A 26,507-nucleotide genomic window follows, 5' to 3' on the forward strand; every position below is an offset into this window, starting at 1 on the left:
CTCAGCTCCCCGTCGGACGCACGAGCGTGGCCGCCGTGCGCAACAGGATGCACACGTCCTGCCACAGTGACCAGTCGTCGATGTAGACGTTGTCGAAGCGGCAGCGGTCCTCGATGGACGTGTCGCCGCGCAGCCCATGGATCTGGGAGAGGCCGGTGATGCCGGTCCGCAAGCGGTGACGAGCCGCGTAGCCGGGGTGGGTACGGCTGAACTGCGCGACGAAGTAGGCGCGTTCGGGCCGCGGCCCGACCAGGCTCATGTCACCCCGGAGCACGTTCCACAGCTGGAGCAGCTCGTCGAGCGAGGTGCGCCGCAGCATGCGGCAGAACCCGCGCATCTCGTGTTCGTTCGCCACGCTCCACCGGGTCGCCGCCTCGTGCTCGTCGACCGGGCGGTGCGTGCGGAACTTCAGCAGGGTGAAGGGTTTTCCGCCCTTGCCGATGCGCTCCTGCCGGAACACCACGCCCGGCCCCTCGCTGATCCGCAGCGCCACCGCGCAGACCAGCAACAGAGGACTGACCAGCAGCAGCAGCGTCCCCGACACAAGGATGTCGAGCGTCCGCTTGGCCGCGCTGCCACGGCGCGTCGCGGACAGTTCCAGGCGCCGGCAGGAGAACCCGGCCAGCCGCTCCTGCGCCGCATACGACGGAGACTCGTCGAGCTCCCACACCACGCAGCCCCCCTCGGCCAGCGCGCGCAGCAACGGACCCTGCTGGGCCCGCACCGAGGGGTGGACGGTCAGTACCGCGCGCACGCCGTTCTGTACCACCGCCCGCTCGACCTCCTCACCGGTCGTCAGCACCGGCAGGCCCTCGGCGCCGTCCTGCCGTTCGGCCACGATCCCCACTGGCCGCACCCCGCACTGCGGATGCCGCAGCACGGCGGCGGCCACGCGCTGCGCGGTCGCCGCCGGGCCGATGACGAGCGCGGTGTGCGGGTGGCGCAGCAGCGCCGCGCGCCACCTCGCGTGCACGGTGCCGCGCAGCGCGCAACTCGCCGCCGCCTGCACGGCGAAGCCCACCAGCAGGGCGCGGACGGACAGCGCGTGGTCCGGCCGGTACGCCGCCACCAGCGCCGCGAGCGTCAGCCAGGCCACCGCGGTCCGGCCACATACGGCGGGCAGTTCGTCCAGGATCCCCGGCACCGGCGGTCGTGCGCGGTGCGGACGCAGCAGCAGCGACACGGCCACCAGCAGGGCCGGCGCGAGCGGACGGAACTGAGTCCCGGTCAGAGTCAGGGCGCCCAGCAGGGCGGCCGATGCGTCCGCGACGAGCAGGGGCATCGGCGAGGCCGGCCGCGCGGGCGGCCTGGGCGCGGTGAACCGTACCGGGACGGCGCCGCGCGGCGGCATGACCGAGACGGGCGAGAATCCGTGGTCCCGGGCCTGTGTGCCGGGGGAGGAGAGGGTGCTTTCCGCGGTCACGAGTGGATGGACTCCCTATGCTCTGGGGGCGCGACGCGTGGTGCGGGCCGCAGGCTGATCAGGTCGCGATAGACGTCCACGACCGCCTCGGCGGTGTGCCTCACGTCGTGCGAGGACAGGACGTACCGGCGCCCCTGGTGGCCGAGCGACGCGCGCAGCAGCGGGTCGAGCAGCAGTTCGGTGACGGCCCCGGCCAGCACCGCCGGGTTCTCGGGCGGGACCAGGCAGCGGGCGGCGAGCGTGGGAGGCAGGCTCTCGCGGGCACCGTCGACGTCGGTGACCACCACGGGCTGCCCGCAGGCCATCGCTTCCAGCGGGGCCAGTGCCATGCCTTCCCAACGGGACGGCAGAACGACGAGATCGGCGGCCTGGTACCAGGGGGCCGCGTCGGCGACGGCTCCCGCGAACAGCACGGACCTCGGCGCCCGCGCCCGCAGCCGGTCGCGGTCCGGACCGTCGCCGACCAGGACGAGACGCGCGCCGGGCACCCAGCGGGCGACGGACCTCCACGCCGTCAGCAGGACGTCCTGCCCCTTCTGCCGGCACAGCCGCCCTACGCAGACGACGAGCGGCGCGTCGGGATCGACCTCGCGCAACGGGCCCAGTCCGGCCCGTACGGTGCCGGCGGGGGCGGGATGGAAGCGCTGCGGGTCGATGCCGTTGGGGATGACACTCCACCGCCCACTGATCCCGGCGCGCACGCCGGTCGTGTGCTCCGCCTCGCTCACGCACACCAGGAGGGAGGCCCAACGCGCACCCCACCGCTCCCACGCCAGCGCGAGCGCCGAGGTGGCCCCGCCGACGGCCTCGAACGACCAGGCGTGAGGCTGGAACACGGTGGGGATGCGCCCCCGCACGGCGAGCCGCCCGGCGAGCCCGGCCTTCGCGCTGTGCGCGTGCACCAGATGGGGGCGCACCTCGTCGATCACACGGACGAGGTGTCGTACCTCCCGCACGAGCGACGGACCCGGTGACCGTGTCGCGTGCCAGTGCCGTACGTCCGCGCCCAGCGGCCGGAGTTCGGTGGTGAGCGCGCCGTCGGGGCAGACCACCGTGACGGCCAGACCGGCCGCGAGTTGTGCCCGTACCAGGTCCGTCACGACCCGGGCGACCCCCCCGTTCACCGGCTGGGTGAGGTGCAGGACGCGCGGCCGAGGGTCGGACGGTGACGCATGCATGTGCGATGTCCTCAACTCACGCCGGCACTCGGAACGGGGAGGAACACGCCTCACTGCCGGGCGTCGACGGCGACGAAAAGCACGCCGGCCCAAGCCACGTCCCGCCGCGAAACGAACCGGAAGGCCAGCTGGTCGCCGCCGTACCGCAAGCCTGTTCCGAGGCTGAACACATCGGAGTCGTAGCCGAGGGTCCGGGCGTACGCCGGGACGCGCTGCGGCCGGGCCGTCCCGGGGTCGCTGATCGTGGAGTTCAGGATGTCGTCGCGGGGGTTGGCAGAGTTGGTGAGGGAGGTGACCGTGGTGCGGCGGGCCGGAAGGGCGGAGTGGGTGCGGGTGGTCGTGAGGGTGAGGGTGTCACCGGTTGCGCCGCGGTCGCCGTCGTACGTCACCAGGCCCGCACGGCCGCCCGCGCCCGCCGGGAAACGCAGCCCGCGCAACAGGATCTCTTGCCCCGCCCCGGACTTCAGTGCGTCGAAGCCGTCCCAGACCGCGAGGTGCCGCAGCGGCTTCGCCGCGTTCTCGTACGCCACCACCAGCGTCCAGCCACCCCACGCGCCGGCCGCCGACCTGCCCTTCGCCACGTTGACCTGCGCCACGGTGTACAGACCCCGCCCGCTCTGCCGAACCAGCCTCGTGACGTCCGCCGAGGCCTGGAAGGCGTCCGCACCATGAGCCACGCGGTGGCCGACGACCGTGTCCGCGAGGACCTGCCGGTACTTCCCGCCTGGTTCGGCGACCAGCACCCGCCCGTTGTCCTTGGGCGGCTTCTGCTCGCCGACGCGCAGGTTGCCGCCCCAGTACAGCCGGGCGTAGCTGACCCGCGAGCCCTTGGGCAGACGGACCTCCGCGCGGGAGGAGTTGTAGGTGTTCGGGTCCTTGTCGACATCGACGTAGCTCATGTCGAAGTCGCCGTTCACTCCGGTCGCGCCCGCGCGCGCGGGCGGGCAGGAACGCGCCGTCGACAGCCGAGACCCGCGGACCGCCTTTGGCATACGGCAGTTGATGGAGACGTTGGCCGCGCGGACGATGCCGCCGTGCTGGAGCGCGTGGTACCGCTGGGCGAATGCGAGACGGGCCGCCTCCGGCGAGGGCGGCGCGGCAGGCGCGACCGCCAGGGCACCGGCGGGAGCCCAGATACCGGCTAGGGCAAGGACGCCCACCGTCGCGCGGCGCACCAATGGGGCTAGGGAATTGCGCATGACCGGAGTTGCCCTTTCGGGAAAGAATGAGGTGTCAGAGGGGCAGCACAAAGGCGAGGTGCGCGCGGAAGGGGCGCGTTGAGGTGCGCGCCACTCTAGCCGCTATAAGCCCTAATCACGTTAAACCTGGCAAGTATGTTGGACCGGGTAAGTCGGACTTATTTGAAATCGTCTTATCGGCGTAGATCGCGGGAAAGCTGCCGCGTGTTGACGCGACGCTGCGTGTCCCGCCGCCGGACTCATGCCCACCCGCCACCAGGGGGGACCGTGCCGGCTGCCCTGGGCAAGGCAGGTCGAGTGCGGTGCCGGCGCGAGAGCTGTTCCCTTTCCGTCCTTTCTCGTCCCGCGTCCCCGACGTCGAGAGTCATATCTTTCAGAGATCTCATATGAGGACTCGGCCATCTGCCGTATGCAGGGTTTCCGGACCGGTCGGCGCTCGTTGTGCACGGCGTCAGAAATTCTCTCCGGCTACTCACGTTGCCGAAGAAAGGAACACGATGAAGTCTCTGAAGGCTGCCGCTGTCCTTACCGGGTCCCTGGTCATCGCCGGTGCCGCCGCGCCAGCGTTCGCCCTCAGTGCTACCGGCGTGGCGCAAGAGAGCCTCAAGGACGCAGTGACCGTCCTCGACAACGGGCCCGTCCACGTCGAGCCGCTCCAGTCGTCGGATGCGCTCGACGTCAAGAAGAAGAAGGAGTCGCTGCTGAAGGCAGTGAATCGCTCGGCCACCGCCCTGAACAAGGGCACCCCGCTGGTGGGCGGCCTGCCGCTGCAGGGCTGACGACTACCCCGGACGAGATGGCCGCCGCTTCCTGATCCAGCTGCCGGCAATCCCTGGTGGTACTTCGAAGAGGGCCGATTCCGCGCCGTGCGGAGTCGGCCCTCTGCGCGGCCGGAGCTCTCCGTCGATCCTCGTACCCCTGCGGCGTACCCCTGCGGCGCTCGGGCGTATCGCGCGTCGGCGGCAACAGTGGGGCCCGCTGCTGGCGGCGGCGTGTGGCAAGCGTGAGATTCCATGCGGCCCCGGAATCCCCGACGCGAGGGGATTTCCGGGGCGCCCGGGGGCTCGTGGGAGGTGGTGAGAAATGCCCTGCCCGGATGCCCGTGCTCGCCCGCACCGGTCCCAACCGACGCTGGGAGCCGAGGCGATCACGGCTTCGGTTGTCCCACCACCGTTGCCCATCCCGTCGTCCAGGCGCACCACCCGCCGAGCTGTGAACCGCTCGTTCGTGTGGTCTTGTCGACGCGGGTGGTCCGTTCGGGTGAGAGAACGTCCGAGTCTGTTCCGGTATGTCTGTAGGGTGCCGCGGTGACCTCAACCACCAGCGAAACGCGCCCTTTGCGAGCCGACGACCCGGGCACGCCCGTCGTCCCGGCATCGAGCGGCGAAGCTCTCGACGGTGACATGGCCTACCTCCTCGCCCCCTCTCCCAAGGACGGCTGCGAAGACTCGAAGCCCACGTCGAGCGCCGGCGAGATGCCGTTGAGCGACAGCGTCCCGTCGGTCGGCGATGCCTTCGTCGACCGCTCGCAACCACCCTGCGCGCCATGGCCGGTGCGCAGTCGTCGAGGGCCGGTCCGGGGGAAGCCGTGACCGAATCGGTGAACAGCGCTGCTGACTCGGCGAGTTCCGCGGCCCACTCCGCGAGGGCCGCCGTCGGCTCTCCGGCGCAAGCGGTCGACGCCTTGTCGTCGGCCGCAGCCCCATGCCCGTCGCCCGTCGTCAAACACAAACGGTCCACCAGGCGGAGGCTGGTGCTGCGGGGACTGTTCGGATCGGCGGCCGGGGTGGCGCTCGCGCCGGCCCTGGCCGCGTTGGGCTCGCCGGAGGAGACGCGGTTCGGCGAGACGTATCGCGGACTGCGCATCCTCGGCGTCAGAGACGACGCAGGGCGGCAGGGAGACGACGCCTCCGGCGCGTGGCACGTCACCGTGGACGGGCGGCCACTGCACCTGATGCGTCGCGTGGACGGCAGTTGGATGACCATGATCGACCACTACCAGTCGTATCCGACACCGCTCGCCGCGGCGCGCGCCGCTGTGGACGAACTCGGCTCCACCACACGGCTGGGCCTGTGGGACGGAAGCGGCAACCGCATGGGCGACAGCGGTACGCCCAGCGGTGGTCAGGTGACACAGGGGGATCATCGCCATGGTGTACACGCGTAAGGACGTCAGCACGCTGACCCCCTCCGAGCGGCGCCGGTTCGTCGCCGCGCTCATCGAGGTCAAACGCCGCGGTGAGTACGACGAGTTCGTGCGCATGCACATCCAGTACTTCGTTCCCGACGGCGAGGGCGGCCTGCGCGCGTCCCACATGACGCCCTCCTTCCTGCCGTGGCACCGCAGGTTGCTGCTGGACATGGAGCGGGCGCTGCGCCGCGTGGACGAGTCGGTGACCGTGCCGTACTGGGACTGGACGCGCAACCGCACCTCGACGGCCGTACCGTGGACCGAGGACCTGCTCGGTGGCACCGGGCGGCGTTCCGACCGGCAGGTCATGACCGGCCCCTTCGCCTACCGCCACGGCAAGTGGACCATCAAAGAGGGGTTCACCGACGCTGAGTACCTCATGCGCGACCTGGGCCGCTCACGGAAACCCATCGCCCTGCCCAGAGCCAGGGATCTGGAGAAGGCCCTGGCGGATCCGGTCTACGACACGGCCCCCTGGAACTCGACGTCCACCAAAGGGTTCCGCAACAAGCTGGAGGGGTGGGGGAAGGGGGACGGCCCCGCGTCGTGGCTCAACCACAACCGGGTCCACCGATGGGTCGGTGGCCACATGGCGACCGGCGCCTCCGTCAACGACCCCGTCTTCTGGATTCACCATGCCTTCGTCGACCTCGTGTGGTCGCGCTGGCAGCGGCGGCATCGAAACGCCCGCTATCTCCCCGCGAAGCCGCCGGGCCCGGGGAACGCCCAGCGCGGCCGGATCGTCGCGCGGCACGAGAAGATGCCGCCGTGGGACGTGACTCCGGACGAACTGGAGGACCACAGCTCCATCTACCGGTACGCGTAACAGCCACGACCACGTTTGATTGCGTGGGAACATGAACTGGGCAGCGTCAACGAGGATGGCACCCCGTCCGGGACTGCTCTCTCCGACTTCGTCGCCCTCATCAACCGAGCCTTGCCGGAACAGGACGGCTTCCGCTCCGCGGCGGAGACGTTTGATCTTCCGGAAGCCTGACGGCAGGAGTGATCCCATGCCTCCGCTCCAGGCCGCCGTCCTCGACCGTCTGGCCGGGGAGAGGAACGTGTGGCTGTGCACCGTCCGCCCGGACGGGTCTCCCCATGTGGCTCCGGTCTGGTTCGTCTTCCGTCAGGGCAGCTGGTGGTTCGGTGCGGACGGCGGGTCGGTCAAGGTCCGCAATCTCGAGAGGTACTCGCGGGTCTCCCTGGCCCTGGAGGACGGGCGGCTTCCCGTCGTGGCCGAGGGAGACGCGGTGCTGCGTCGCGGGCCGTACCCGCAGGAGATCACGGACGCCTTCGCCGCGAAGTACGACGGATGGGATGTCTCCGCCCCGCACAGGCCGGGCGGAGACCGTGTTCTCGTCGAGGTTGCCGTACGGCGCTGGCTGCTCGCCGGCGCGGCTCAGTGATCGTCGGCGCCCCTAGTCCTGCGTCGGCGTCTTCTTCCTGCCCACCAGCAGCAGTGCCGCGCCACCGATCACCACGAGGGCGATGGCCGTGCCGGCGATCATCGGGGTCGCGTTGGAGCTGCCGGTTTCGGCGAGGTTGACGTCGGCTGTGGTGACGCCCTCCGTGGCGGGGCTGGGCTCGCTGAGGGTCTGGGTGGTGTCGCCGGTCGCGCTGCTCTGCGTCCGGCAGTCGAGGACGCCGGTGAAGCGCTGCGCGAGACCGCCCGGGCCCGTGATCGTGAAGTCGTAGGCCTGGTCCTCCTGGAGCGGGATCGTCACCGTCCGGGACTCGCCCGCCGGGATGCTGTGCTCGATCCCCATGAGCTCGAAGGCGAAGGCCTCGTCACCCACGTTGGCCGCGGTGATGTCCAGGCCGCCCTCGGCGCAGTTCTTCGCCGCGGACAGGGCGGGTATCGCGCCCTGCTTCGCCCAGGTCGCGCTTGCCGTCGCGGAGACCGTCGACTCGCTGGAGCCGGCCAGGATCTGCGTCTGGCTGCGGCTCTCGGAGGTGAAGGCGCGGCCGACCGGCACGGTGGTGGATGCCTGCACGGTCAGCTCGGCCGAGCCGGCCGCCGCGTCCTCGGGCACGTCGATGAACAGCTGGCTGCCGTCCGCCGCGGAGGTGATGGCCTTGCCGTCCTTGCCCACGATCCGTACCCCGCTGGTGGCGGCGTCCGCCGGCGGCGTCACCGTCACGCCGGCCGCGTTGGTGTGCACCGTGACCGGGCCGAGCAGCTCACCGGGGCGACCGGAGACGGCGGGCGGGTCGAGCGTCAGGGACGCCTCGGGCTCCGCCACGTTCCGGGCGCTCTTTTCGAGATGGTCCGCGAGCTTCTCGGCCTGCGGGTCGACTGCGTCGACGTTCGCGCCGTCCGAGTAGCGCCAGATGGCCACCTGGGTGCCGGCCGCCGCGTCCTCCTCGGTGAGGCCGCCGTGCACCCCGGCCGCTGCCGCGAGCGCCGCGAGATCGTTGACCTGCGGGTAGGAGTTCTGCAGGATCCAACGGATCTTGCCTGCGGCCTTGTTGGCGCCGAGCGAGGTGCCACTCCACGGGGTCTCGTGGTACTTGGCGTCCCGCTGCGTCGGGTTGTGCAGGTCGATGCAGTAGGTCTGCAGGGTGCCGCCGCCCTCGACGGACATCTCGAACAGGCCCGCCGACACCGTCAGGTCCCCGGCCTCGTCGTGGATGACGGCATCGCCGTACGTCTTCAGGCCACCTATGGTCGCCGTCGCCCCGCCCTGGTTCTGCGCCGTCTCGTCGGCGGATGCCGTGCCCGCACCGGCGAGCACACCGGCGGCGAGGAGCCCGGACATCAGCGTGGCGGCGGCAAGGCGGGCCACGCCTCGCCTGCGCACCGACAGCGCAGAGAACGAAGAAAACACAGAATTCCCCTTCGAGCAGGACCCGTTGACGTGGGGGCGCGGTCCCACCAGCAGAAACAGAAACCCCGAGAGCTACGCTCGGCATCCTAGGTACCTGGCGCACCGCGCTTCCCGGGGATGCTGTCGGTCAACCGATCCGACTCGGAATCGTTATCGCCAGGACCGCACCCGAACAGGGCTTATCGACAAATCCACTGGGGCCGTTCGGCATGCATTCGCCGATAAGCCGCAGTTCGGTCAGTGCCAGTCGGTGACTGACGTCACGTCACCGTGGCTGGCTCCGGCTGCCGTTGAGGATCCGGCTCCACAGGTGGTGTCTCCCAGTTGGGTTCGGGCTGCGCCGGGGCGCCGGCGGCCCCCGCCTCCGGCCTGGGCGTACGCCGGAAGGCCGAGGTGCCGCGCGCGAGATCGTGGCCGATCGCCAGCGCGTCGATGTCGGCCGACGTCCAGCTCTGCCCCTCGCGTACGTCCGAGCGCACCTTCAGCCTGCCCTGCACGACGACGGGGTCGCCCACGTCGAGCGACGCCGTCACGTTGGTGGCGAGCTGCCGGTTGGCCCACACCGTGAAGAAGTTGGTGTGGCCGTCGGTCCACATGCTCTTCTCGCGATCCCAGTACCGCGAGGTCACCGCCAGCCGGAAGCGCGCCGACGCACCCGACGCCAGCTCCCGGAACACCGGCCGCGTCGCCACGTTGCCCACCGCGCAGATGACCGTCTCGTTCATCTCGAACCCCTCCCTCACCCGGCCACTCACGCCGGGCGGATCCGTGCCGACCGCGTCCGTCGCGATCGCCGCGGAGCCAGACTGCCTCCGTCGGGCCGAGCCCGCTGAGCGCTGTGGACCACAGCCCGGCTGTGGAAAACTCCGCCACCCGAACGAGGGACCCCGCCCCGAGGCCCCGCCCCGAGGCACCCCAAGGCACCCTGAACCGCCCCGAACCATCCCGAGCCACCCCCGGCATCAGGCTCCGAGCCGGGATCACCGTGCGGCGGCGGCCACCCCCATGACCCGTCCGTACTGCTCCCGCACCTCCCGGTACCGCAGCAGCTCCGCCGCCACCGGATCCAGCACCCACGCCCGCCCGCACCCGGCGGACGCCTCTCTGAGCCGCCGCTCCGCCTCCAGGCCGTACCGCCGCGCGGGCCCCCGCGCCGCCATCCGAGAGCTCCACTCGACCAGCGGGCCACCGATGATTCCGGCCACCATCAGGAGCACCGGCACGCCCAGGTTCGGCGACATGAACCCGATGATCTGCCCCAACAGCCAGAGTCCGCCGATGACCTGAAGGATCGTCATGGACGCCTGGGCGAGCACCGCCGTCGGCCACCAGCCCGGCCGCGGCGGGCGGCCCGGCGGCAGTCCCGCCCGCGCCGCCAGCTCGTCCAGCGCCTCGGGGAGCCCCTGCGCACCGCGTACGGCGGCCTCGCGCACCGCCTGTGCCCAGGGCGCGGGCAGCCCGGCCGACGCCCGGTCGGCCAGCGTCCGTACGGCCTGCTCGACCCGCTGGCGGGCCGTGGCCTCCTCGTCGGCCTGGGCGCGCAGCGGCAGCCGTCCGGTGGGAGGTTCGAACCGGTCCTGGTACCACCGCCAAAGCCGCAGCCAGGGCGTCCCGCACGCGCGGTTGGCGTTGCGCAGCCACGCACGCTCGGCCGCCTCGCCCGCCGCGGTGGCGCCCACCGCCTCCGCGATCCGGTCGGCGAACTCATCCCGCGCCTCCTCGCTGAGGCCGGTCCGCCGGCCGGTCGCGTAGACGGGCCGCAGCCGCCAGCCGGCGGCGTCCACATCGGCCGCGATACGCCGGGCCGCGGCCCCGCGCTCCGTCACGAACTGGCCGAGCGCCTCCCGAAGTTCACCGATGCCGTCCCCGGTGAGCGCGGACAGCGCGAGCACGGTGGCGCCCGGTTCGCCGTGCTCGCCGAGCGCGATCCCGTCCTCGTCGAGCAGCCGCCGCAGGTCGTCGAGGACCTGCTCGGTGGCCTCCCCGGGCAGCCGGTCGATCTGGTTGAGGACGACGAACATGACCTCCGCGTGCCCCGCCATGGGCCGCAGATAGCGTTCGTGGAGGACGGCGTCGGCGTACTTCTCCGGATCGACGACCCAGATCACCGCGTCGACGAGCGCCAGCACCCGGTCCACCTGCTCGCGGTGCTGCACGGCGGCCGAGTCGTGGTCGGGCAGGTCCACCAGGACGAGCCCGCGCAGCTGCGCCTCCGCCTCGACGCTCTGCACCGGGCGCCGCCGCAGCCGTCCCGGGATGCCGAGCCGGTCGATGAGGGTGGCCGCGCCGTCGCTCCAACTGCACGCGATGGGCGCGGCGGTGGTGGGCCGCCGTACGCCCGTCTCCGAGATGTTCACCCCGGCGAGCGTGTTGAACAGCTGCGACTTGCCGCTGCCGGTCGCGCCCGCGATGGCGACGACGGTGTGCTCCCCCGACAGCCGCCGCCGCGCGGCCGCCTCGTCGAGAACCCGGCCGGCCTCTGCAAGGGTCCTGCTGTCGAGCCGCGTACGGGACAGCCCCACCAGTTCGCGCAGTGCGTCGAGCCGCGACCGCAGGGGTCCGTCGTACGCCAGCTGGGGCACGGCCTGCGGATGCGACGGCCTGGTCTCCACGACGGAGACATGCTGCGCGCTGGTCTCCTCGCTGACCCTTCGCGCGATGAGCCCGTCGTCCCAGGCCCCGTCGGAGTCCGTACGACCAGACGCGCCCGTACGACTTGAGGACTCGCCGTCCTTCACGCGCGCGTGCCGGTCGCTGGAGGGCACATCGGACGCCGTCGGCACCTCGGGCTCGCCGGGCTCACCGGGCTGATCGGATTCCTCGGGGGCTGCGTCGCCGGCGAGCTCGTCCTCTGTGGCGCCGCCGTCCGAATCGGCTTCTACAGGTTGGTCGTTCTCGGGCGTGCCCCCTTCGGAGACGGTGTTCTCAGGACGCTCGTCCTGAGAACCCGCTTCATCCCCGTCGTCGGCGTGCTCCGTGTTTTCCGTGGTTTCCGTGTTGTCCGTGTGGAATGTGCGCTCTGTGTGGTCCGCATCCTCTGTGTGACCCGCGTGCTCAGTGTGGCCCGCGTGCTCCGTGTGGTCCGTGTGGTCCTGGTCTGTGACGGCGGTCACCGGTCACCTCTCCTTCTGCAGTACGGACAGCGCGGCGATGAGTTCGGCCTGCGGTTCGGGGTGGACGTCGAGGGCGTCGAGCGGGGCGAGGCGGCGCTCGCGTTCGCTGTGCATGATGCGGTTGAGGTGGTCGGTGAGCAGCCGTCCGCCGCGGTCGCGCAGCCGCAGTGCGCCGTGCGCGCCGATCCGCTCGGCGAGCCCCTCGCCGGCCGACCGTGCCCGGCGGCCACCCAGCAGCGTGGCGGCGACGAGGGCGGCGACCACCTCGGGGTCGGGCGCGACGCTCCGGTCGAGATGGCCCACCTCCTCCTCGGCGTACTCGTGGAGCTCCCGCCGCCATCGCCGTACGGCGAGTCCGATGCGGTGCTCGGCGCTCTCCGTGGACGGGCCACGGTCGGTCAGCTCCGGGGCGCCGGCGGCCGGTTCACGCCGCCAGGCCTCGTCGACGCGCTCGTCGGCGGCGGTGACGGCGCACAGCAGGAGGGCGCCGAGGCTCTCCACGAGGGCGTCGAGGAGCTCCTCGGCAGTGCAGTCGAGCGGGAAGGCCCGCCAGCGCTTCAGGGCGTCGCCGGCGAGCACGGCACCCGCCTGCAGACGGCCCCGTACACGCGAGTACTCGCTGTCGTACGCCCCGTCGACGGCGGCTGTGAGCCGCAGCGCGGCCGCGTGCTGCGCGGCGGCGGCGCTCGCCAGCTCGGGCAGCCGGGCCTTGAGCGAGTCGAGGACGCCGTACGCGGTACGTGCCAGCGTGTGCTGCCGGGCCGCCGGGTCCTGCGCCTGATGCAGGAGCCAGGTCCGCAGTGGCGCCACCGCGGTGCTCGGCAGGAGCCCGCCGCCCCACGCCGACTCCGGCAACTCGGGCACGGTGAAGCGGGGCAGGGCGCCGAGTCCGGCCTTGGTGAGCAGCGCGCCGTACTGCCGCGAGACCTCGGAGACGACCTGGTGGGGCACCCGGTCGAGCACGGTGACCAGCGTGACGTCGTACTCCTTGGCGGTGCGCAGCAGATGCCAGGGCACGGCGTCGGCGTACCGGGCCGCCGTGGTGACCATGACCCAGATGTCGGCCGCGCAGATCAGTTCGGCGGCGAGGACGCGGTTGTCGGCGACGAGGGAGTCGACGTCGGGCGCGTCGAGGAGGGCGAGGCCGGGCGGGAGGGTGTCGACGGTCTCGATGCGCAGCACGCGCGCGGGGTCCTCGCCGGGCAGCAGGAGTTCGTCCGCCGGTTCCTGGTGGGGCACCCACACGCGCGTGAGATCGGGCAGTACGCGCATCCCGCTGAACCAGTGATGATCCTCCGGATGGCAGACCAGCACGGGGGTCCGGGTGGTCGGCCGCAACACGCCCGCCTCGCTGACCCGTCGCCCGACGAGCGAGTTGAGGAGCGTCGACTTGCCGGCGCCGGTGGATCCCCCGATGACGGCGAGCAGCGGCGCTTCGGGGTCTCTCAACCGGGGCACCAGATAGTCGTCGAGCTGGGCGAGCAGTTCGTCGCGGTTGGCACGCGCGCGTGGAGCCCCCGCAAGGGGTAGCGGGAAGCGTGCGGCGGCGACACGGTCGCGCAGGGCGGAGAGTGCGTCGAGCAGCTGAGGCCGTACGTCCAAGGTCACCACATGCGAAGAATGCCCAATTTCAGGGGAATTCTGAAGCATATGAGCATGTCTGCGCGCCGATAGGACACAAGGGACGGAAGGGACGACTGGGACACGGGCACAGCCCAGGCATAACGAGTACACAACACCCGATGCGCAAGTAGCCAAAAGCGATGCACGATTCGCACCTGCCTGCGATTATCAGGACCGCTTCACTGAACCTCCACATCGAGCCACGGAGGCGAAGCAACAGGGACAAGGACGCGGGAGCCCTATCCTTGTCCCCGGCAACGTCACGGAACGGCCCACACCCGGGCACACCCACGACAGAGGCCACCACACCCGGCCCCCGTAGCTCAGTGGATAGAGCAGGCGCCTTCTAAGCGCTTGGCCGCAGGTTCGAGTCCTGCCGGGGGCGCACAGTCTCCGCCCTCCTTCGGGAGGGCGTTTTTGCTGCTCAGGGCGGGTACCGTCCGACACGACGAAGCCCCGGGGCCCTCCCCTGATGATCAAGGGAGGGCCCCGGGGCTGTCCTGCCGGCTGCGGGTTTTCGCGGGTGGCCGTGTCGAATGCGTGTCGAAGATTTTGGCCGGAAGTTCAACCAGCGTCGGACGGCTCGGGGAGCTCTCCGGCGGCTTCGAGGCGCCTCTTCAGATCGGGAAGTTGCCCTTCGGCACAGCGAGCGTACGTAGCCAACGACACGGGGACGCTGCTGCCCGCCCACTCTGCCACTTGGGCAGGCGGGATCCCGTCGTTGAGCCACTTGGTCAGACGTGTACTCCGCCAGTCGTAGACGCGCCTGCCAAGCGGTGAGTCGAACTCGTGCAGAGGCAGGACCACTTGCGTGCCGACCGGTGCCCACGACGGATGACCGATCCTGCGAGGATGCCGCCCGTTCCACCTTGAAACAGAAGGCCACCTGGCTTGAGCCCCTCATCCTCGACGTGCTGCCGGAGCTTGCGAGTGAGGGCCCGGGCAGCAGCACGTCCTTTACGCGCATGGCTATGGCTTCCTCAGGGCGGAGCCCGCAGTAGTACAGCGTGGCGAAGAAGGCGTGGAGTCGCTTGCCTCCGCGCGGACGACGACGAATCCAGTCGAGGAGTGCCGCCGACTGCTCAGGGTTGATCAAGGCCCGCGCATGGCGCGGGCGCGCGCCGTCTCTGCGGCGCGGCCTTGGCGGAGTTCGTCAAGGCCTCTGCCGTGGCTGACATCAACGGCTGACACCAACAGAGGCGGACACCGGCGGCCGACGCTGAACTCCGGCGAAGGATCAGCCGAGGACTTCGGCCGGTTGGTCACCGTCGGTCTCCCCGTGATCGACCTGGCAAGGATGAGGCCCTGAGGTGGCGGTACAGCAGCGAAGTACAGCAACCGCGTCAACCGGTACCGCCCATGGCGTCGGACAGCCGGCCGATCGCGGCGCGTACCTCCTCCTCGCTCGCTTCGGCGTAGACCTCCATCGTCATGGCGATCTGCGAGTGCCGGAGGATGCGCTGAGCCACCTTCGGGTGCACTTTGAGTGCGACCAGGAGCGAGCTGCATGTGTGCCGGGTATTCCGGAGCGGGATGACCCGGAGCTTGGCGCGCCGAGCCCGAGGGGGCGCCGTTCCCGACTGCGGGCCCGTAGTGGTGTGCGTTGGGGGCTCCCATCCCGTCCGCCATCGACCCAGGCAGAGCCGAGCAGACGCGGCCCATGGCGTCCAGGTCGTTCGTACAGTGGCGCGCTCCACCTGGACGCCATGAACCACGCCCGCTCCACGTGGGAGCCGGGGTGAGTGATGGGTGAAGGGAGCAGGCCCACGCGCCGGAAGCGTACGGGTCGCAATCAATCCCCCGAGGCCGCTACGCCGACCTCTGTCAGTGGCTGCCGGGAAGCCGCCTACCTGACGTCGACGAAGTCGCCGGGCGCCGTCGCGGTGCCGGTCGTGGTGGTGCCGGCGAAGACGAAGCGGTAGTAGCCGTCGGAGCCGGCCTGGGTGGTGGTGCTCAGGGCGCCGGTGCTGCTGGTCTTGACCGTCTTGAGGGTGGTGTAGGTGTTGCTGTTCTTCTTGCGGAACTGCAACCGCACCGGCTGGCTCGCGTATCCCGCGTACTTGCCCGTGGTCCAGTTGGCGCGGCTCAGCTTGCCGGTGACCGTGATGGTCCTGCCCTTCTTCACCGGCTCGGGGGAGGCGTTGGCGGTCAGCTTGGCGGCACGCTTGATCTTGGTCCTGGCGACGTCGTCGTCGTAACTGGCGTTCGCGTAGAGGTCGTAGGCGCCCAGGAAGAGTTTCCAGGTCCCCGCGGTGCCGTTGCCGTCCTTGAAGGCGACCGCGGGGTCGATGGTGAAGACCGTCCTGCAGCTGTAGCTGTAGCCGTTCTGGACCGGCGTCTCCGTGCAGGTGGGGTAGTCGTCCGACTCCAGGCCGCCGGTGATGGTGTCCGTGCTCGAACTGTCGGTGCCCTGCCACAGGAAGGCCTGGGTGATGGCTACGCCCTCCTCGTCGAAGGCGGTGAACGTGACGGGAACGGCCTTCTTGCCCGTGACGCCGAGAACGATGTCTTTGCCGTTGTTGACGACTCCGTCCTTGAACGTGGTGCCGCCCAGCGCGTCCTTCGGCTGGACACTCTGCGAGGCGAAGGCTCTGAGATCCGTCGCCGCCCCAGGGTGCTCCGCTGCCTGGGCGGCACCCGGAAGAACGAGCGCCGAGAGGACGACGGCCCCGGAAACGACAGTGGTCGCGGTGTGTATACGCATGTGATTTTCCCAGGAAGAGGTCGGGCGGCCCTGCCGAACTGTTCTCGTGGCAGGGCCTGTTGATGTGGTGAAGAGGTCGGTCGGTGCCCCGCGCGGACCCGCAGAGGGGGCTCAGGGCGTGGGAGAGCGGAGCACGTCGTCGATGTCGAAGCTGTAGTCGGGCGTCGGGTAGAGGTCCGTCGGGTAGAGGTCCGTCGGCTGGGAGCCCGGTGTGGGTACATCGGCCGGGTCGGCGGTGGGTTTGCCGTCCGGGCTGCACACCTGCGGTGCCGTGGGCTCGGACAGTTCGTGGTCGGCGACCCGCTTCGACCGGAAGTCCACCGTGGCGCGACCCCAGGGGTCCACGCCGCCGCCGATCTCGACCTCCTTGGGCAGTTCCTTGCTCGTCAGCGGCTTGCCCACGGTGATCGAGAGGAGGGCGCCCTCGCAGGGGCTGCGGTCCGTCGCGTAGAGGGACGCGGGCAGAGCGATCTTCTGCTCGACGCTCGCGTCCGTATGGAGTTCGACGCGCTTCACCCGGCGGATGTCGAAGTAGTAGTCGGGTCGGGTCCCGTCCGAGAGCCGATCGCCGTCGGCGCCATTCGCGACTCCGTACACCAGTTTCCAGAACTCGACCTGCACGGTGATCTTCCGGCAGAGCGGGCCGCTGTACCCCGGCAGGCTGACAACCTTCACCTCGTCGTCCTCGTAGTTCTCCTTGGGCGTGTCGACGACGAGCCGGACCCAGTCCTTGGATTCCTCGGCCGTCCACCCCTTGTTGTCGTGGCAGCCGGACGCCCCGGTCGGATACGGCGGAGTGAGAGAGGGGGTCGGCGAAGGGCTCGGCGACTCGGACACCCCTGTCGCGCTCTCGGACGGATCCCCGGAAAGGGAGGTGCCCCGGGTGCTCGAACAACCCCCGGTGAGCAGGACGGCCACGGCGAGGGCCGCGACGACCGGCACGACGGAGTCTTTCGGCCCGGGTACGCGCCTCCGTGGGTACCTCACCGGTCGAACCAGTTCCTGGCTTCCACGGAGCTGAAGCCCCGCAGCATGGCCAGGGCGAAGGCAATGCCCGGGAGAACCGAGACGCCACCCCCCTGGAGCAGGCCCAGCACACCGCTCAGCAGGCTCAGCGCCTCGATGACGATGACCGTGACACGTATGCCCTTCGACCGCCTGCCCGCGAAAACGCCACACAGCAGAAGCGCCCCGGCGATCAGCAGCGACAGCACTGCCACGAACCGGAGCAGCCCGGCCCCTTCGTCCCGACCGTGGTCAGCCGCGTCGTTCACCACGGCCAACAACAGGCCGCCCGCCGCCAGGTTCAGCACGGCCTGGACCCATACCCCCACCACCGCCAGCCTGACATTCTTCGGCATCTGCGCTTTCACGCTCGGTGTCGTCATGAGCGCAAGGAAACGGCACAGGTGTCCGGGGCACGTCGGTAGGAGTACGTACTCCCTGTACTTATGCGCCATCGCCACCTGTCCGCTGCGATCTCCTCCGCCGTCGCTTCCGCACGCGGAAAGAGGTGATGACGGGCCAGGATCCGATGCGCGGTCGACGTGGCGATGGTCTTGGGCTGCTTCTTGGGCCGTACGGTCCTGGCGCTCTCCGCCGCCCGGCGAGCCCGTCAATTAGTCAAGCTCTGCGGTACCGCAACGAAGTACAGCAACCACCGCGAACGACCACGGCCGGTATCGCCTGCTACCAGCTTGAGGATGGCCTGTATGTCCGCAGACGCCCGACTCGGCTAGAGCTACGGATCAGAAGGTCGCACCAGGTGGAGACGGTCCGGTCTCGTGCCGGGCCGTCTCGGTTTCCGTAGCGCTCGCTTCCCTGGCCATGAAGCGGTCGCTGCAGATCGTGCGGGGCGCCACGGGGCACAGCGGAGACCGGCCACGGAGCCGACCAGAGCCGGCGCCACTCCGCCGCCGGTCAGTGCAGTAACGGCCGCAAAAAACCCCAGGGTTCCCAAGCTGATGGCGGTGAACCGGGGTCGGCCTCGACGCAGTCGGACAGCGGCGGCTCCGTGCGGTCCTGATGTTGCTCCTTTGCAGGCACCGCGTTGACTGCCACGATCAAGCCGTGGCCAACCTTTCGAAGATCGCAAGTCGCCTGGACGCCTTCATGGACCTGATGGGCCCAGTGATCGGCCTCATGCTGCTGACGGTAGGCATCGAGACCTACCGCAACGGTGGATCCATGGGCTGGCCCATCGCGGGAGCGGTCCTGCTTGTGATCAATCTCTGGGTGGCCTGGCGCCGCCTCGCCGGGCGCCGGAAGCCGACCCCCTCGCCGTAGCGACGCCACACAACCGCCGGCTTCTGGCATCCGCGGCTGACATCAACCCCGCCGGACGGGGCCGTGCACCAGCGCCTCTGTTCGGCTGTCGTACCGGTCGATGGCAGCAGCCGGAGCAAGCTCGGATCGAACTCTCCCTAAAGCGGTGCTCATCTCGGCGCGAGGTCACGAAGCCAACCGGCGAGCGTGGAGAAGTCGGCGTCTTCGAGGCCTTTGGCCGGGTCGACGTGATGAAGCAGCGACGGCCCGGGGTGGCCGGCGGCGACCCACTGACGATCCATGGCGCTGATCTCGTCGTCGACCCAGATGAACGGCCGGCCGTTGGCCCGCTCCACAAGGGGACGGGTCTTCCAGTGCAGGCCGCGCGGGCCTTCCTCGGCACAGATGTCCGGCCACTCCATCACGGGCAGCTTCGGCAGTCCGATGCGTGGGGCGACGGTCTCGTTCGCCTCCTCCATCCAGGTCGAGGCCCATATGAGGTGGCAGCCCAGAGCCATGAGACGTGCCCCGATCCCAGGGTCAAGCCGCCTCAGCAGTGGGTTGCCCTGATCGACAGGCGTCGAGGCGTCGGCCGTAGCGGCTGGAGGGTAAGCGGACGACGACCCGAAGGGGATGAGTGGACCGTCGACGTCGAGGAAGAGGAGGGGGCGCTCCGCTGCGCTTGTCACGGCGGCACGATAGCCCGGCGCGGTGGGGGAGCGGCTCCCTCGGGCTGGGCCGTCTGCGGGCCGTCCGAGGTCCCCCGAGGCCGGCCAACGGCGACCGACAGTGACTGTCGAGCTACCACCGCCGGCAGCGAAGCCCCAGGTCACAGCCTCCCGACCAAACGGGTTACCACCCGAGGGTGGACGTCAGGCAAGATGGGGTGTATCTGCCCACTGCCAGAATTCAATCTGCCGGACGGTTTCTCTTGGCTGAGTACATCTACACCATGCGCAAGACGCGCAAGGCGCACGGCGACAAGGTGATCCTTGACGACGTGACGCTGAGCTTCCTGCCCGGCGCGAAGATCGGTGTGGTCGGTCCTAACGGTGCCGGTAAGTCCACCGTTCTCAAGATCATGGCCGGGCTCGAGCAGCCGTCCAACGGTGACGCCTTCCTGTCGCCCGGCTACTCCGTCGGCATGCTGCTCCAGGAGCCGCCGCTCGACGAGTCCAAGACGGTCCTGGAGAACGTGCAGGACGGCGCCGCCGAGATCATGGGCAAGCTCAAGCGCTTCAACGAGGTCGCCGAGCTCATGGCGACGGACTACTCGGACGCGCTCATGGAGGAGATGGGCAAGCTCCAGGACGACCTGGACCACGCCAACGCGTGGGACCTGGACGCCCAGCTGGAGCAGGCCATGGACGCCCTGGGCTGCCCGCCCGGCGACTGGTCGGTCACCAACCTCTCCGGTGGTGAGAAGCGCCGCGTCGCGCTGTGCAAGCTGCTGATCGAGGCGCCCGACCTGCTGCTGCTCGACGAGCCCACCAACCACCTGGACGCCGAGTCCGTGCAGTGGCTGGAGCAGCACCTCGCGAAGTACGCGGGCACCGTCGTCGCCGTGACCCACGACAGGTACTTCCTCGACAACGTCGCCGAGTGGATCCTCGAGCTGGACCGCGGCCGCGCCCACCCGTACGAGGGCAACTACTCCACGTACCTCGACAAGAAGGCCTCCCGCCTCAAGGTCGAGGGTCAGAAGGACGCCAAGCGGGCGAAGCGGCTCAAGGAAGAACTCGAGTGGGTGCGGTCCAACGCCAAGGGGCGTCAGGCCAAGTCCAAGGCGCGTCTGTCCCGCTACGAGGAGATGGCCGCCGAGGCGGACAAGATGCGGAAGCTGGACTTCGAGGAGATCCAGATCCCGCCGGGTCCGCGTCTGGGCAGCGTGGTCGTCGAGGTCGACAACCTCAGCAAGGCCTTCGGCGAGAAGGTCCTCATCGACGACCTCAGCTTTACGCTGCCGCGCAACGGGATCGTCGGGGTCATCGGGCCGAACGGCGCCGGCAAGACCACCCTCTTCAAGATGATCCAGGGTCTGGAGACGCCGGACTCCGGCTCGATCAAGGTCGGCGACACAGTCAAGATCTCGTACGTCGACCAGAGCCGCGAGAACATCGACCCGAAGAAGTCGCTGTGGGCCGTGGTCTCGGACGAGCTCGACTACATCAATGTCGGCCAGGTCGAGATGCCGTCGCGGGCCTACGTCTCCGCCTTCGGCTTCAAGGGCCCGGACCAGCAGAAGCCGGCCGGGGTCCTCTCCGGCGGTGAGCGCAACCGCCTCAACCTCGCGCTCACCCTCAAGCAGGGCGGCAACCTGCTGCTCCTCGACGAGCCGACCAACGACCTCGATGTGGAGACCCTGTCCTCCCTCGAGAACGCGCTGCTCGAGTTCCCGGGCGCGGCCGTGGTCGTCTCCCACGACCGGTGGTTCCTGGACCGGGTCGCCACGCACATCCTCGCCTACGAGGGTGACTCCAAGTGGTTCTGGTTCGAGGGCAACTTCGAGTCGTACGAGAAGAACAAGATCGAGCGGCTCGGGCCGGATGCGGCTCGTCCGCACCGCGCCACCTACAAGAAGCTGACCCGGGGCTGATCTCTTGCGGCACATCTACCACTGCCCGCTGCGCTGGGCGGACATGGACGCGTACGGCCACGTCAACAACGTGGTCTTCCTCCGCTACCTGGAGGAAGCCCGTATCGACTTCCTGTTCCGCCCGGAGAAGGACTTCAAGCAGGGGTCCGTGGTGGCACGCCATGAGATCGACTACAAGCGGCAGCTGGTCCACCGGCACACGCCGGTGGACGTCGAGCTGTGGGTCACGCAGATACGGGCGGCGTCCTTCACCATCGCGTACGAGGTGAAGGACGGCGACCAGGTCTACGTGCGGGCTTCGACGGTGATAGTGCCGTTCGACTTCGAGGCCCAGCGGCCACGCCGGATCACCTCGGAGGAGCGGGAGTTCCTCGAGGGATACCGGGATGACGACGAGGAGGAGGCCGTCGCCGCATGACGGTGCTCCACCTCGCCGACGAGGGGGAGGCGGCGGATCTCGCGGCCTTCCTCTCCAGGCTGCTCCACTACGACCGTGGAGCCGCGGTGCGCCTCCAGGGCGCGGGCACCGCACTCGCCGTCTTCGGACGGCCGCCGTCCTTCGAGGTGCTCGCCATCCGCGCGGTGCGTCTCGCCAAGCCGTACGAGGACGGGCTCGACGTCACGCTGGACGTGACCGTGTCCGTGGGTGAGCTCCTGGAGTCCGTCGACGAGACCGCGGGCACCGTGGGCGTTCCGGAGGCGGTGACGGGGCCGCCGTGGGCCGGTGTGCTGCCGCCGCGTGGTGGGTGGCGGGTGGAGCCGGGGCTGCCGGCGCCGGACGAGTTGCGGGCGATGGTCGCCGCGGTGATCGCCGAATTCCGGTCCCGTACACAGGAGTTGGAGCCCGAGGCGCGTACGCGGGCCGAACTCGACCGGATCGGGCGGGAGATCTGGTCCCGGACGGTCGGTGACACCGGATTGCCGGTGCGGGCCGTGCACGCGGCCCAGTCGCTGGGGTTCCTGCGGGCCGAGGGCATGGGGGAGTTGGGGCTCGTCTCCTCGGGGGCGTGGCTCAGGCTGCGGACGCCGTACGGGTCGATCGCCGTACGGCGAGGGGGACTTGGGGCGTTGGGCGTCAGCGTGCGTTGAGGTTCCGCTTCGGCCGCCGGTAGCGGGGGTCGGTTGTGGTCGTCGCTAGCAGGGTCAGTTGTGGTCGCTGTCGTCCGGCCATATGCCGATGTGGTCCTGTTCCAGCTCCAGAGCCACGCGGTCGCGCATGTTCAGGGCCCGGGTGTAGTCGGCGGGGAGCTGGAGGCGGCCGGCGCGGTCGAGCATCGCGTACTCCCGGGCCACCACCGTCTCGTGGCCCGTCGTCGCGTCCACTTCGCTGCGGCGCAGGACCTCCGTGGAGGTACGGCCGTCCCGGATGGCGACCGTGCGGCGGACCTCGTCGGCCACCGCCTGGTCGTGGGTGACGATCACGATGGTGGTGCCGAGCTGTTCGTTCGCGGTGCGGAAGGCGGCGAAGACCTGTTCGGCGGTATGGGAGTCGAGTTCGCCGGTGGGTTCGTCGGCGAGCAGGACCGCGGGGTTGTTGGCGAGGGCCACGGCGATGGCGGCGCGTTGTTGCTGGCCGCCGGACATCTGGTGCGGGCGGCGGTCGCGGCAGTCCGCGATGTCCAGCAGGTCCAGGAGTTCCAGGGCGCGTTCGGTGTGGGCGCGGCGGGACTTGGGGGTGCGGGTGCGTCCGGCCAGTTGCATGGGCAGCGCGGCGTTCTGGGCGGCGGTCAGGTAGGGCAGGAGGTTGCGGGAGGTCTGCTGCCAGACGAAGCCGACGACTTCTCTGCGGTAGGCGAGGCGGTCCTTCGCGGTCATCGTGAGGAGGTCGCGGTCGGCTACGCGGGCGGCGCCGGCGGTGGGGGTGTCCAGGCCGGCGAGGATGTTCATGAGGGTGGACTTGCCGCTGCCGGATGCACCTACCAGGGCCATGAGTTCGCCTTCGCGGACCAGGAGGTCGAGGCCCTGGAGGGCTTGGACTTCTATGCCGTCCGTGGTGAAGATGCGGACGAGGCGGTCGCAGGTGATGAGGGCGTCGTGGCCGTAGGTGGGGCGGTTGCGGTGTGCCGCGGCGCGCTGTGTCAGGTCGGCGAGGGTGGGGTTCGTTGTCATCTGGGGTCTCCTGAGCGGGCGCCCGGCGTGGTTGCTGAGGGGTGGGTTTCGCTCGCCCGCGCTTGCGGGGTGCCGCTCTCTGTGGGTCGGGAGCCGCCCAAGCGGCGCGATTGCCCGCAGTTGCGAGGGTCTGGGTTTCCACGATTGCCCGCAGCTACGGCGGTTGCGGGTGCCGCGGCAGCGATTGCGGCTGCGCCGGCGGCCGGAGCTGAGCCGGCCACGCCCGCTGCGCCGGCCGGAGCGGCATCGCGCCTGCGGGCGCGGTTCATCGCGCATCCCCCGCCCGCAACTCCCGCACCGATCCCCGCCGCCCCGACCACCACGCCTGCCCCACCGCCACCCCCACCGCCAGCAGCAGCACCGACACCGCCGGCACCGTCAATGACAGGGCGTCCGCGTGGAGTTCGGCCTTGCCCGGGGCGGTCTTCGAGGCGAGGGCGATGGTGGTCAGGTCGATGCCGGGGGAGAGGAGGCGGATGGCGGCCCAGCCTGTCAGGGTGCCGCCGAGAGCCGCGAGTACGGCCTGGGGGAGGGACTCCAGGACGAGGAGGCGGCGGCCCTGGGCGCGGGTGAGGCCCAGGGTGCGGAGGCGGGCCAGCAGGGCGGTGCGTTCGGGGGCGGCGCGCAGGAGGGCGAGGAGGAGGGCCAGAACGGCGTAGCCGACGCCGGCTGCCACCGCGGTGGTGTAGACGCGTTCGGCGCCGGACTGGAGGGGGGAGTCGACGTACCGTGCGCGTTCCTCGGCCCGCAGCTGGACGGTCGCGGCGTCGCCCGCCGCCCGGCGCAGCGCCCTTGCGTCCAGGTGATCGCCGGTCAGCAGCAGTGCCGTCGGGCGGGCTGCGGTGCCGCCCAGCCCGGCGCGGTCCACGACCAGGAAGTGGGCGCCGGAGATCGCGGGGGTGCGGTCCCGGACGACGGTGATCCGGACGGTGACGGTGTTGCCGTCCTCCAGACCGACCGGGAAGGGGCGGGTGCCGTACGTCGCGGCGGTGGCCGGGGAGGCCAGCGCGGGCAGGGGCGCAGCGGTACCGCCAGTACCGGCGGTACCGGAACCCGACTCCCCCGCGCCGGAGGCCGACCCGGAGGCCGACCCGGAGGCGGGACTGGAGGCCGGCCCGGAAGCCGACCCGGAGGCGGGCCCGGAGGCCGGCCCGGAAGCCGACCCGGAGGCGGGCCCGGAGGCGGGCCCGGAAGCCGACCCGGAGGCGGGCCCGGAGGCCGGCGCGGAAGCCGACTGGGAAGCCGGCCCGGAGGCCGCCCCGGAGACCGAACCGGAAGCCGACCCGGAAGCCGCCCCGGAGGTCAACTCCCCTTCCCCGAAAGCCCCGGTCCCCACCCGCCCCGTCAACGCCGCGTACTCCCCGGGATCCACCCCCACCAGCGGTACCGTCTCCCGGCCCTCGTCCGGCTTCGCCTGGTACGCGATGCTCGCCTCCGCCACCCCGTCCACGCCCGGCACACTGCGGATCCGGTCGGTCAGGGCGGCCGGCAGGGGCCCGGTCGTCTCGATGCGGGCGTCGGCGCCGACGGTGAGCAGGGCCGCGTGGTCGCGGGCCTCGCGCACCCCGGCGAGGACCGACCCGCCGAAGGCCGCGGTGGTGAGGGCGGTCAGCAGGGCGAGGAGAGGCAGCGCCGCGGAGACGGACGTGCGGCCCGCGCGGGCCAGCGAGAGGTGGCCCACGGCGCCCCGCAGCCGGCCGGCCGGGCGGGCCAGCGCCCGCAACGGGAGCGGGTACAGCCGGACCAGTACCAGCGCCGCGATCACGCCGATCAACACCGGGGCCAGCGACACCAGTTGGTCCCCGGCGGAACCCGACGTGCCGCGTCGGCGCAGGCTCTCGACCGCGCCGGCCGCGAGGACCACCAGCGTCAGCTCCGCGACCGTACGGCGTCGGGACGGACGTATGGATGTCACGTCCTCACGGCCGCCGTGGACGCGTACCGTCCGGTGTGCGGCGGCGGCGCGCAGGGGCAGGGCGGCGCAGGCGACGGCCGTGACCGCCGCGGCCGCCAGGACGGCGGGCAGGGTGCGGGGTGCGGGGAGGGCGAGCAGCGCGGCAGTGAGGCCGAGGGCGCCGGCGGGGAGGGCGATCACGGTGGTCTCGGCGAGCAGCCGGCCCGTCACGCCCCGCAGGGAGGCGCCGCGGGCGCGCAGGAGGGCGAGTTCGGTGCGGCGGCGGTCGGCGGCGAGGCCGCCCGCCATCAGCAGGACGACGGCGGCGACCGTGCCGGTGCCGAACGCGGCGACGGCGACGAGCGGGTCGACGCCCTCGCGCAGCCGGGCGTAGGAGGCGAGCACGTCGTCGAGGTCGGTGCTCACCTCGGTGACGCCGGAGGTGTACTCGTCCGCGAGGTCACCGATCGCCGTGCGCACCTTCTGCAGTGCGGGGCCGGACTCCAGGGAGGCGATCGCGGAGCGCAGCCGGTCGGTGTCGTGGGCGTGGAGGGCGTCGGTGGCCGGGGTCAACTGCCAGTACCGCTCGGGGTTTCCGGCCGTGCCCAGGGTCGCCGGGGCCGCTTCGGGGGTGAGGAGGAGGGCGCCGAGCCAGTACCGGTCCGCGTCCGAGGACGGGCCGGGCAGGCGGACGAGGGTGGGGGTGCGCAGCAGGGGCCGGACCGACCAGTAGGCGCCGGCCGGGTCGCGCGGGGCGACGATCGCGGTGACGCGGACGGCGAGGGGGGCGCGGTCCACGCCGGGTACGTGGATCACCGAACCGGCCTTGATGCGCAGGCTCTCGGCGGTCTCGACGGTGACCGCGGCCTCCACCTCGGCCGTCGCGGCGGTCACCTGGCCGGCCGCCCGCGGAAGGCGTCCGGCACGCAGGTCCGCGTGGTCGGCGACGCCCTCCTGGGCGACGAGGGACACCTGCGCGGGCAGACCGGTCGGCCTCGGCAGCCAGGGGTCCTGCGCCACCAGGTCGGTGGTGGTGCGCACGCCGTACGTCGACTGGCCGCGGTCGACGGTGAGCGGTCCGGGGACGAGGGCGCGGACCTCGCCGTACTGCCGGGAAAGGGTGTCGGGGCGCAGGGCGTCCTCCCGCTGCGTCTGCGGCAGCAGCGGGCTCGGCACCGGGGCGGCGACCTGCACGCCGCTCTGCTCGGGCCGGGCCCGCTCGACGGCGTGGTGCAGACCGGCGTCCCCGTACCGGTCGACGGCGCGGGGGAACGCGGCGGCCAGGCACGCGGTCAGCGCCACCAGCAGCGCGAGGGCACAGGCGGTACCGGGGGCGGTCCGCAGCCTGGTGCGAACCCATGGCGCCGTGACCGAACTCACC

At 71.0% G+C, this 26,507-nt stretch carries 22 protein-coding genes, 1 tRNA gene and 1 pseudogene; 10 read left to right on the top strand and 14 right to left on the bottom strand.

Annotation, left to right across the window (positions count from 1 at the left end; all coding sequences use genetic code 11):
• Position 1: 1 nt before the first annotated feature.
• Genes ADK57_RS16970 through ADK57_RS16980 form a run of 3 tightly spaced genes read right to left on the bottom strand, consistent with a single transcriptional unit; the run spans position 2 to position 3,800 of the window.
• Complete coding sequence (locus ADK57_RS16970; protein ID WP_053750303.1) at positions 2-1,423, bottom strand: exopolysaccharide biosynthesis polyprenyl glycosylphosphotransferase; 1,422 nt, start codon at positions 1,421-1,423, stop codon at positions 2-4.
• Entirely contained in the window at positions 1,420-2,601 is a 1,182-nt protein-coding gene (locus ADK57_RS16975; RefSeq protein ID WP_053750304.1) for a glycosyltransferase, read from the bottom strand. The genes ADK57_RS16970 and ADK57_RS16975 overlap by 4 nt, the downstream gene beginning before the upstream one ends.
• A 50-nt stretch (positions 2,602-2,651) precedes the next feature.
• Entirely contained in the window at positions 2,652-3,800 is a 1,149-nt protein-coding gene (locus tag ADK57_RS16980) for a DUF3344 domain-containing protein (RefSeq protein WP_053750305.1), read from the bottom strand.
• 497 nt (positions 3,801-4,297) lie between these two features.
• Here ADK57_RS16980 and ADK57_RS16985 point away from each other — a divergent pair, with 497 nt between their 5' ends.
• The 5 genes from ADK57_RS16985 (at position 4,298) to ADK57_RS17000 (ending at position 7,400) form a co-directional block, all read left to right on the top strand.
• Entirely contained in the window at positions 4,298-4,579 is a 282-nt protein-coding gene (locus ADK57_RS16985) for a hypothetical protein (RefSeq protein WP_053750306.1), read from the top strand.
• Between the two features lie 528 nt (positions 4,580-5,107).
• The gene (locus ADK57_RS50460; RefSeq protein WP_199830606.1) at positions 5,108-5,392 is read left to right on the top strand and encodes a DUF5949 family protein; all 285 of its coding nucleotides are present in this window, start codon (positions 5,108-5,110) and stop codon (positions 5,390-5,392) included.
• A gap of 161 nt (positions 5,393-5,553) precedes the next feature.
• Positions 5,554-5,967, top strand: coding sequence for a tyrosinase family oxidase copper chaperone (locus ADK57_RS47430; protein WP_053750307.1), 414 nt, complete (start codon positions 5,554-5,556; stop codon positions 5,965-5,967).
• Positions 5,951-6,817: a tyrosinase family protein gene (locus ADK57_RS16995; RefSeq protein WP_053750308.1), complete on the top strand. Its 867-nt coding sequence runs from the start codon at positions 5,951-5,953 to the stop codon at positions 6,815-6,817. The genes ADK57_RS47430 and ADK57_RS16995 overlap by 17 nt, the downstream gene beginning before the upstream one ends.
• Positions 6,818-7,004: 187 nt before the next feature.
• Positions 7,005-7,400: a pyridoxamine 5'-phosphate oxidase family protein gene (locus ADK57_RS17000; protein ID WP_053750309.1), complete on the top strand. Its 396-nt coding sequence runs from the start codon at positions 7,005-7,007 to the stop codon at positions 7,398-7,400.
• Positions 7,401-7,412: 12 nt separating this feature from the next.
• On the opposite strand, the gene ADK57_RS17005 is transcribed toward ADK57_RS17000, so the two are convergent.
• The 4 genes from ADK57_RS17005 to ADK57_RS17020 all read right to left on the bottom strand — a co-directional run bounded on the left by ADK57_RS17005 (position 7,413) and on the right by ADK57_RS17020 (position 13,546).
• On the bottom strand, positions 7,413-8,822 hold the full coding sequence (locus ADK57_RS17005) for a Cys-Gln thioester bond-forming surface protein (RefSeq protein WP_078973173.1): 1,410 nt from the start codon (positions 8,820-8,822) through the stop codon (positions 7,413-7,415).
• Between the two features lie 260 nt (positions 8,823-9,082).
• A complete protein-coding gene (locus ADK57_RS17010; RefSeq protein ID WP_053750311.1) occupies positions 9,083-9,547 on the bottom strand; it encodes a single-stranded DNA-binding protein in 465 nt (154 codons plus the stop codon).
• 255 nt (positions 9,548-9,802) lie between these two features.
• Complete coding sequence (locus tag ADK57_RS17015) at positions 9,803-11,935, bottom strand: GTPase (RefSeq protein ID WP_053750312.1); 2,133 nt, start codon at positions 11,933-11,935, stop codon at positions 9,803-9,805.
• Positions 11,936-11,938: 3 nt separating this feature from the next.
• Positions 11,939-13,546: a dynamin family protein gene (locus tag ADK57_RS17020; RefSeq protein WP_053750313.1), complete on the bottom strand. Its 1,608-nt coding sequence runs from the start codon at positions 13,544-13,546 to the stop codon at positions 11,939-11,941.
• Between the two features lie 324 nt (positions 13,547-13,870).
• On the opposite strand from ADK57_RS17020, the gene ADK57_RS17025 reads away from it, so the two are divergent.
• Positions 13,871-13,943 (top strand) — tRNA-Arg (locus ADK57_RS17025).
• Positions 13,944-14,901: 958 nt separating this feature from the next.
• Here ADK57_RS17025 and ADK57_RS47440 read toward each other — a convergent pair.
• The 4 genes and pseudogenes from ADK57_RS47440 to ADK57_RS17045 form a co-directional block, all read right to left on the bottom strand.
• Positions 14,902-15,120: pseudogene (locus ADK57_RS47440) on the bottom strand (site-specific integrase); the annotation flags it as partial.
• A 284-nt stretch (positions 15,121-15,404) separates the two neighbouring features.
• Positions 15,405-16,262 (bottom strand): hypothetical protein, encoded by an 858-nt coding sequence (locus ADK57_RS17035; protein ID WP_053750315.1) that lies wholly within the window; start codon positions 16,260-16,262, stop codon positions 15,405-15,407.
• Between the two features lie 111 nt (positions 16,263-16,373).
• A complete protein-coding gene (locus ADK57_RS17040) occupies positions 16,374-17,204 on the bottom strand; it encodes a hypothetical protein (protein WP_234390229.1) in 831 nt (276 codons plus the stop codon).
• Between the two features lie 41 nt (positions 17,205-17,245).
• The gene (locus tag ADK57_RS17045; RefSeq protein ID WP_234390231.1) at positions 17,246-17,650 is read right to left on the bottom strand and encodes a hypothetical protein; all 405 of its coding nucleotides are present in this window, start codon (positions 17,648-17,650) and stop codon (positions 17,246-17,248) included.
• 682 nt (positions 17,651-18,332) lie between these two features.
• Between ADK57_RS17045 and ADK57_RS17050 the strand changes: the two genes are divergently transcribed.
• Complete coding sequence (locus ADK57_RS17050; RefSeq protein WP_053750317.1) at positions 18,333-18,548, top strand: hypothetical protein; 216 nt, start codon at positions 18,333-18,335, stop codon at positions 18,546-18,548.
• Between the two features lie 149 nt (positions 18,549-18,697).
• Here the strand turns inward: ADK57_RS17050 and ADK57_RS17055 are convergent, their stop codons facing one another.
• Positions 18,698-19,216 (bottom strand): HAD domain-containing protein, encoded by a 519-nt coding sequence (locus ADK57_RS17055; protein ID WP_053750318.1) that lies wholly within the window; start codon positions 19,214-19,216, stop codon positions 18,698-18,700.
• 242 nt (positions 19,217-19,458) lie between these two features.
• Between ADK57_RS17055 and ettA the strand changes: the two genes are divergently transcribed.
• The 3 genes from ettA to ADK57_RS17070 are packed head-to-tail and all read left to right on the top strand — an operon-like array spanning position 19,459 to position 22,212.
• On the top strand, positions 19,459-21,123 hold the full coding sequence (ettA, locus tag ADK57_RS17060) for an energy-dependent translational throttle protein EttA (protein WP_078973174.1): 1,665 nt from the start codon (positions 19,459-19,461) through the stop codon (positions 21,121-21,123).
• A 4-nt stretch (positions 21,124-21,127) separates the two neighbouring features.
• Complete coding sequence (locus ADK57_RS17065) at positions 21,128-21,541, top strand: acyl-CoA thioesterase (RefSeq protein ID WP_053750319.1); 414 nt, start codon at positions 21,128-21,130, stop codon at positions 21,539-21,541.
• Positions 21,538-22,212, top strand: coding sequence for a hypothetical protein (locus ADK57_RS17070; protein WP_053750320.1), 675 nt, complete (start codon positions 21,538-21,540; stop codon positions 22,210-22,212). Before ADK57_RS17065 ends, ADK57_RS17070 begins: the two co-directional genes overlap by 4 nt.
• A 54-nt stretch (positions 22,213-22,266) precedes the next feature.
• Here ADK57_RS17070 and ADK57_RS17075 read toward each other — a convergent pair whose 3' ends face one another.
• The gene (locus tag ADK57_RS17075) at positions 22,267-23,232 is read right to left on the bottom strand and encodes an ABC transporter ATP-binding protein (RefSeq protein ID WP_053750321.1); all 966 of its coding nucleotides are present in this window, start codon (positions 23,230-23,232) and stop codon (positions 22,267-22,269) included.
• A 265-nt stretch (positions 23,233-23,497) separates the two neighbouring features.
• Entirely contained in the window at positions 23,498-26,506 is a 3,009-nt protein-coding gene (locus ADK57_RS17080; RefSeq protein ID WP_199830604.1) for an ABC transporter permease, read from the bottom strand.
• Between the last annotated feature and the right edge of the window lies 1 nt (position 26,507).

The organism is Streptomyces sp. MMG1533 (genome assembly GCF_001279775.1).
Lineage (GTDB): Bacteria > Actinomycetota > Actinomycetes > Streptomycetales > Streptomycetaceae > Streptomyces.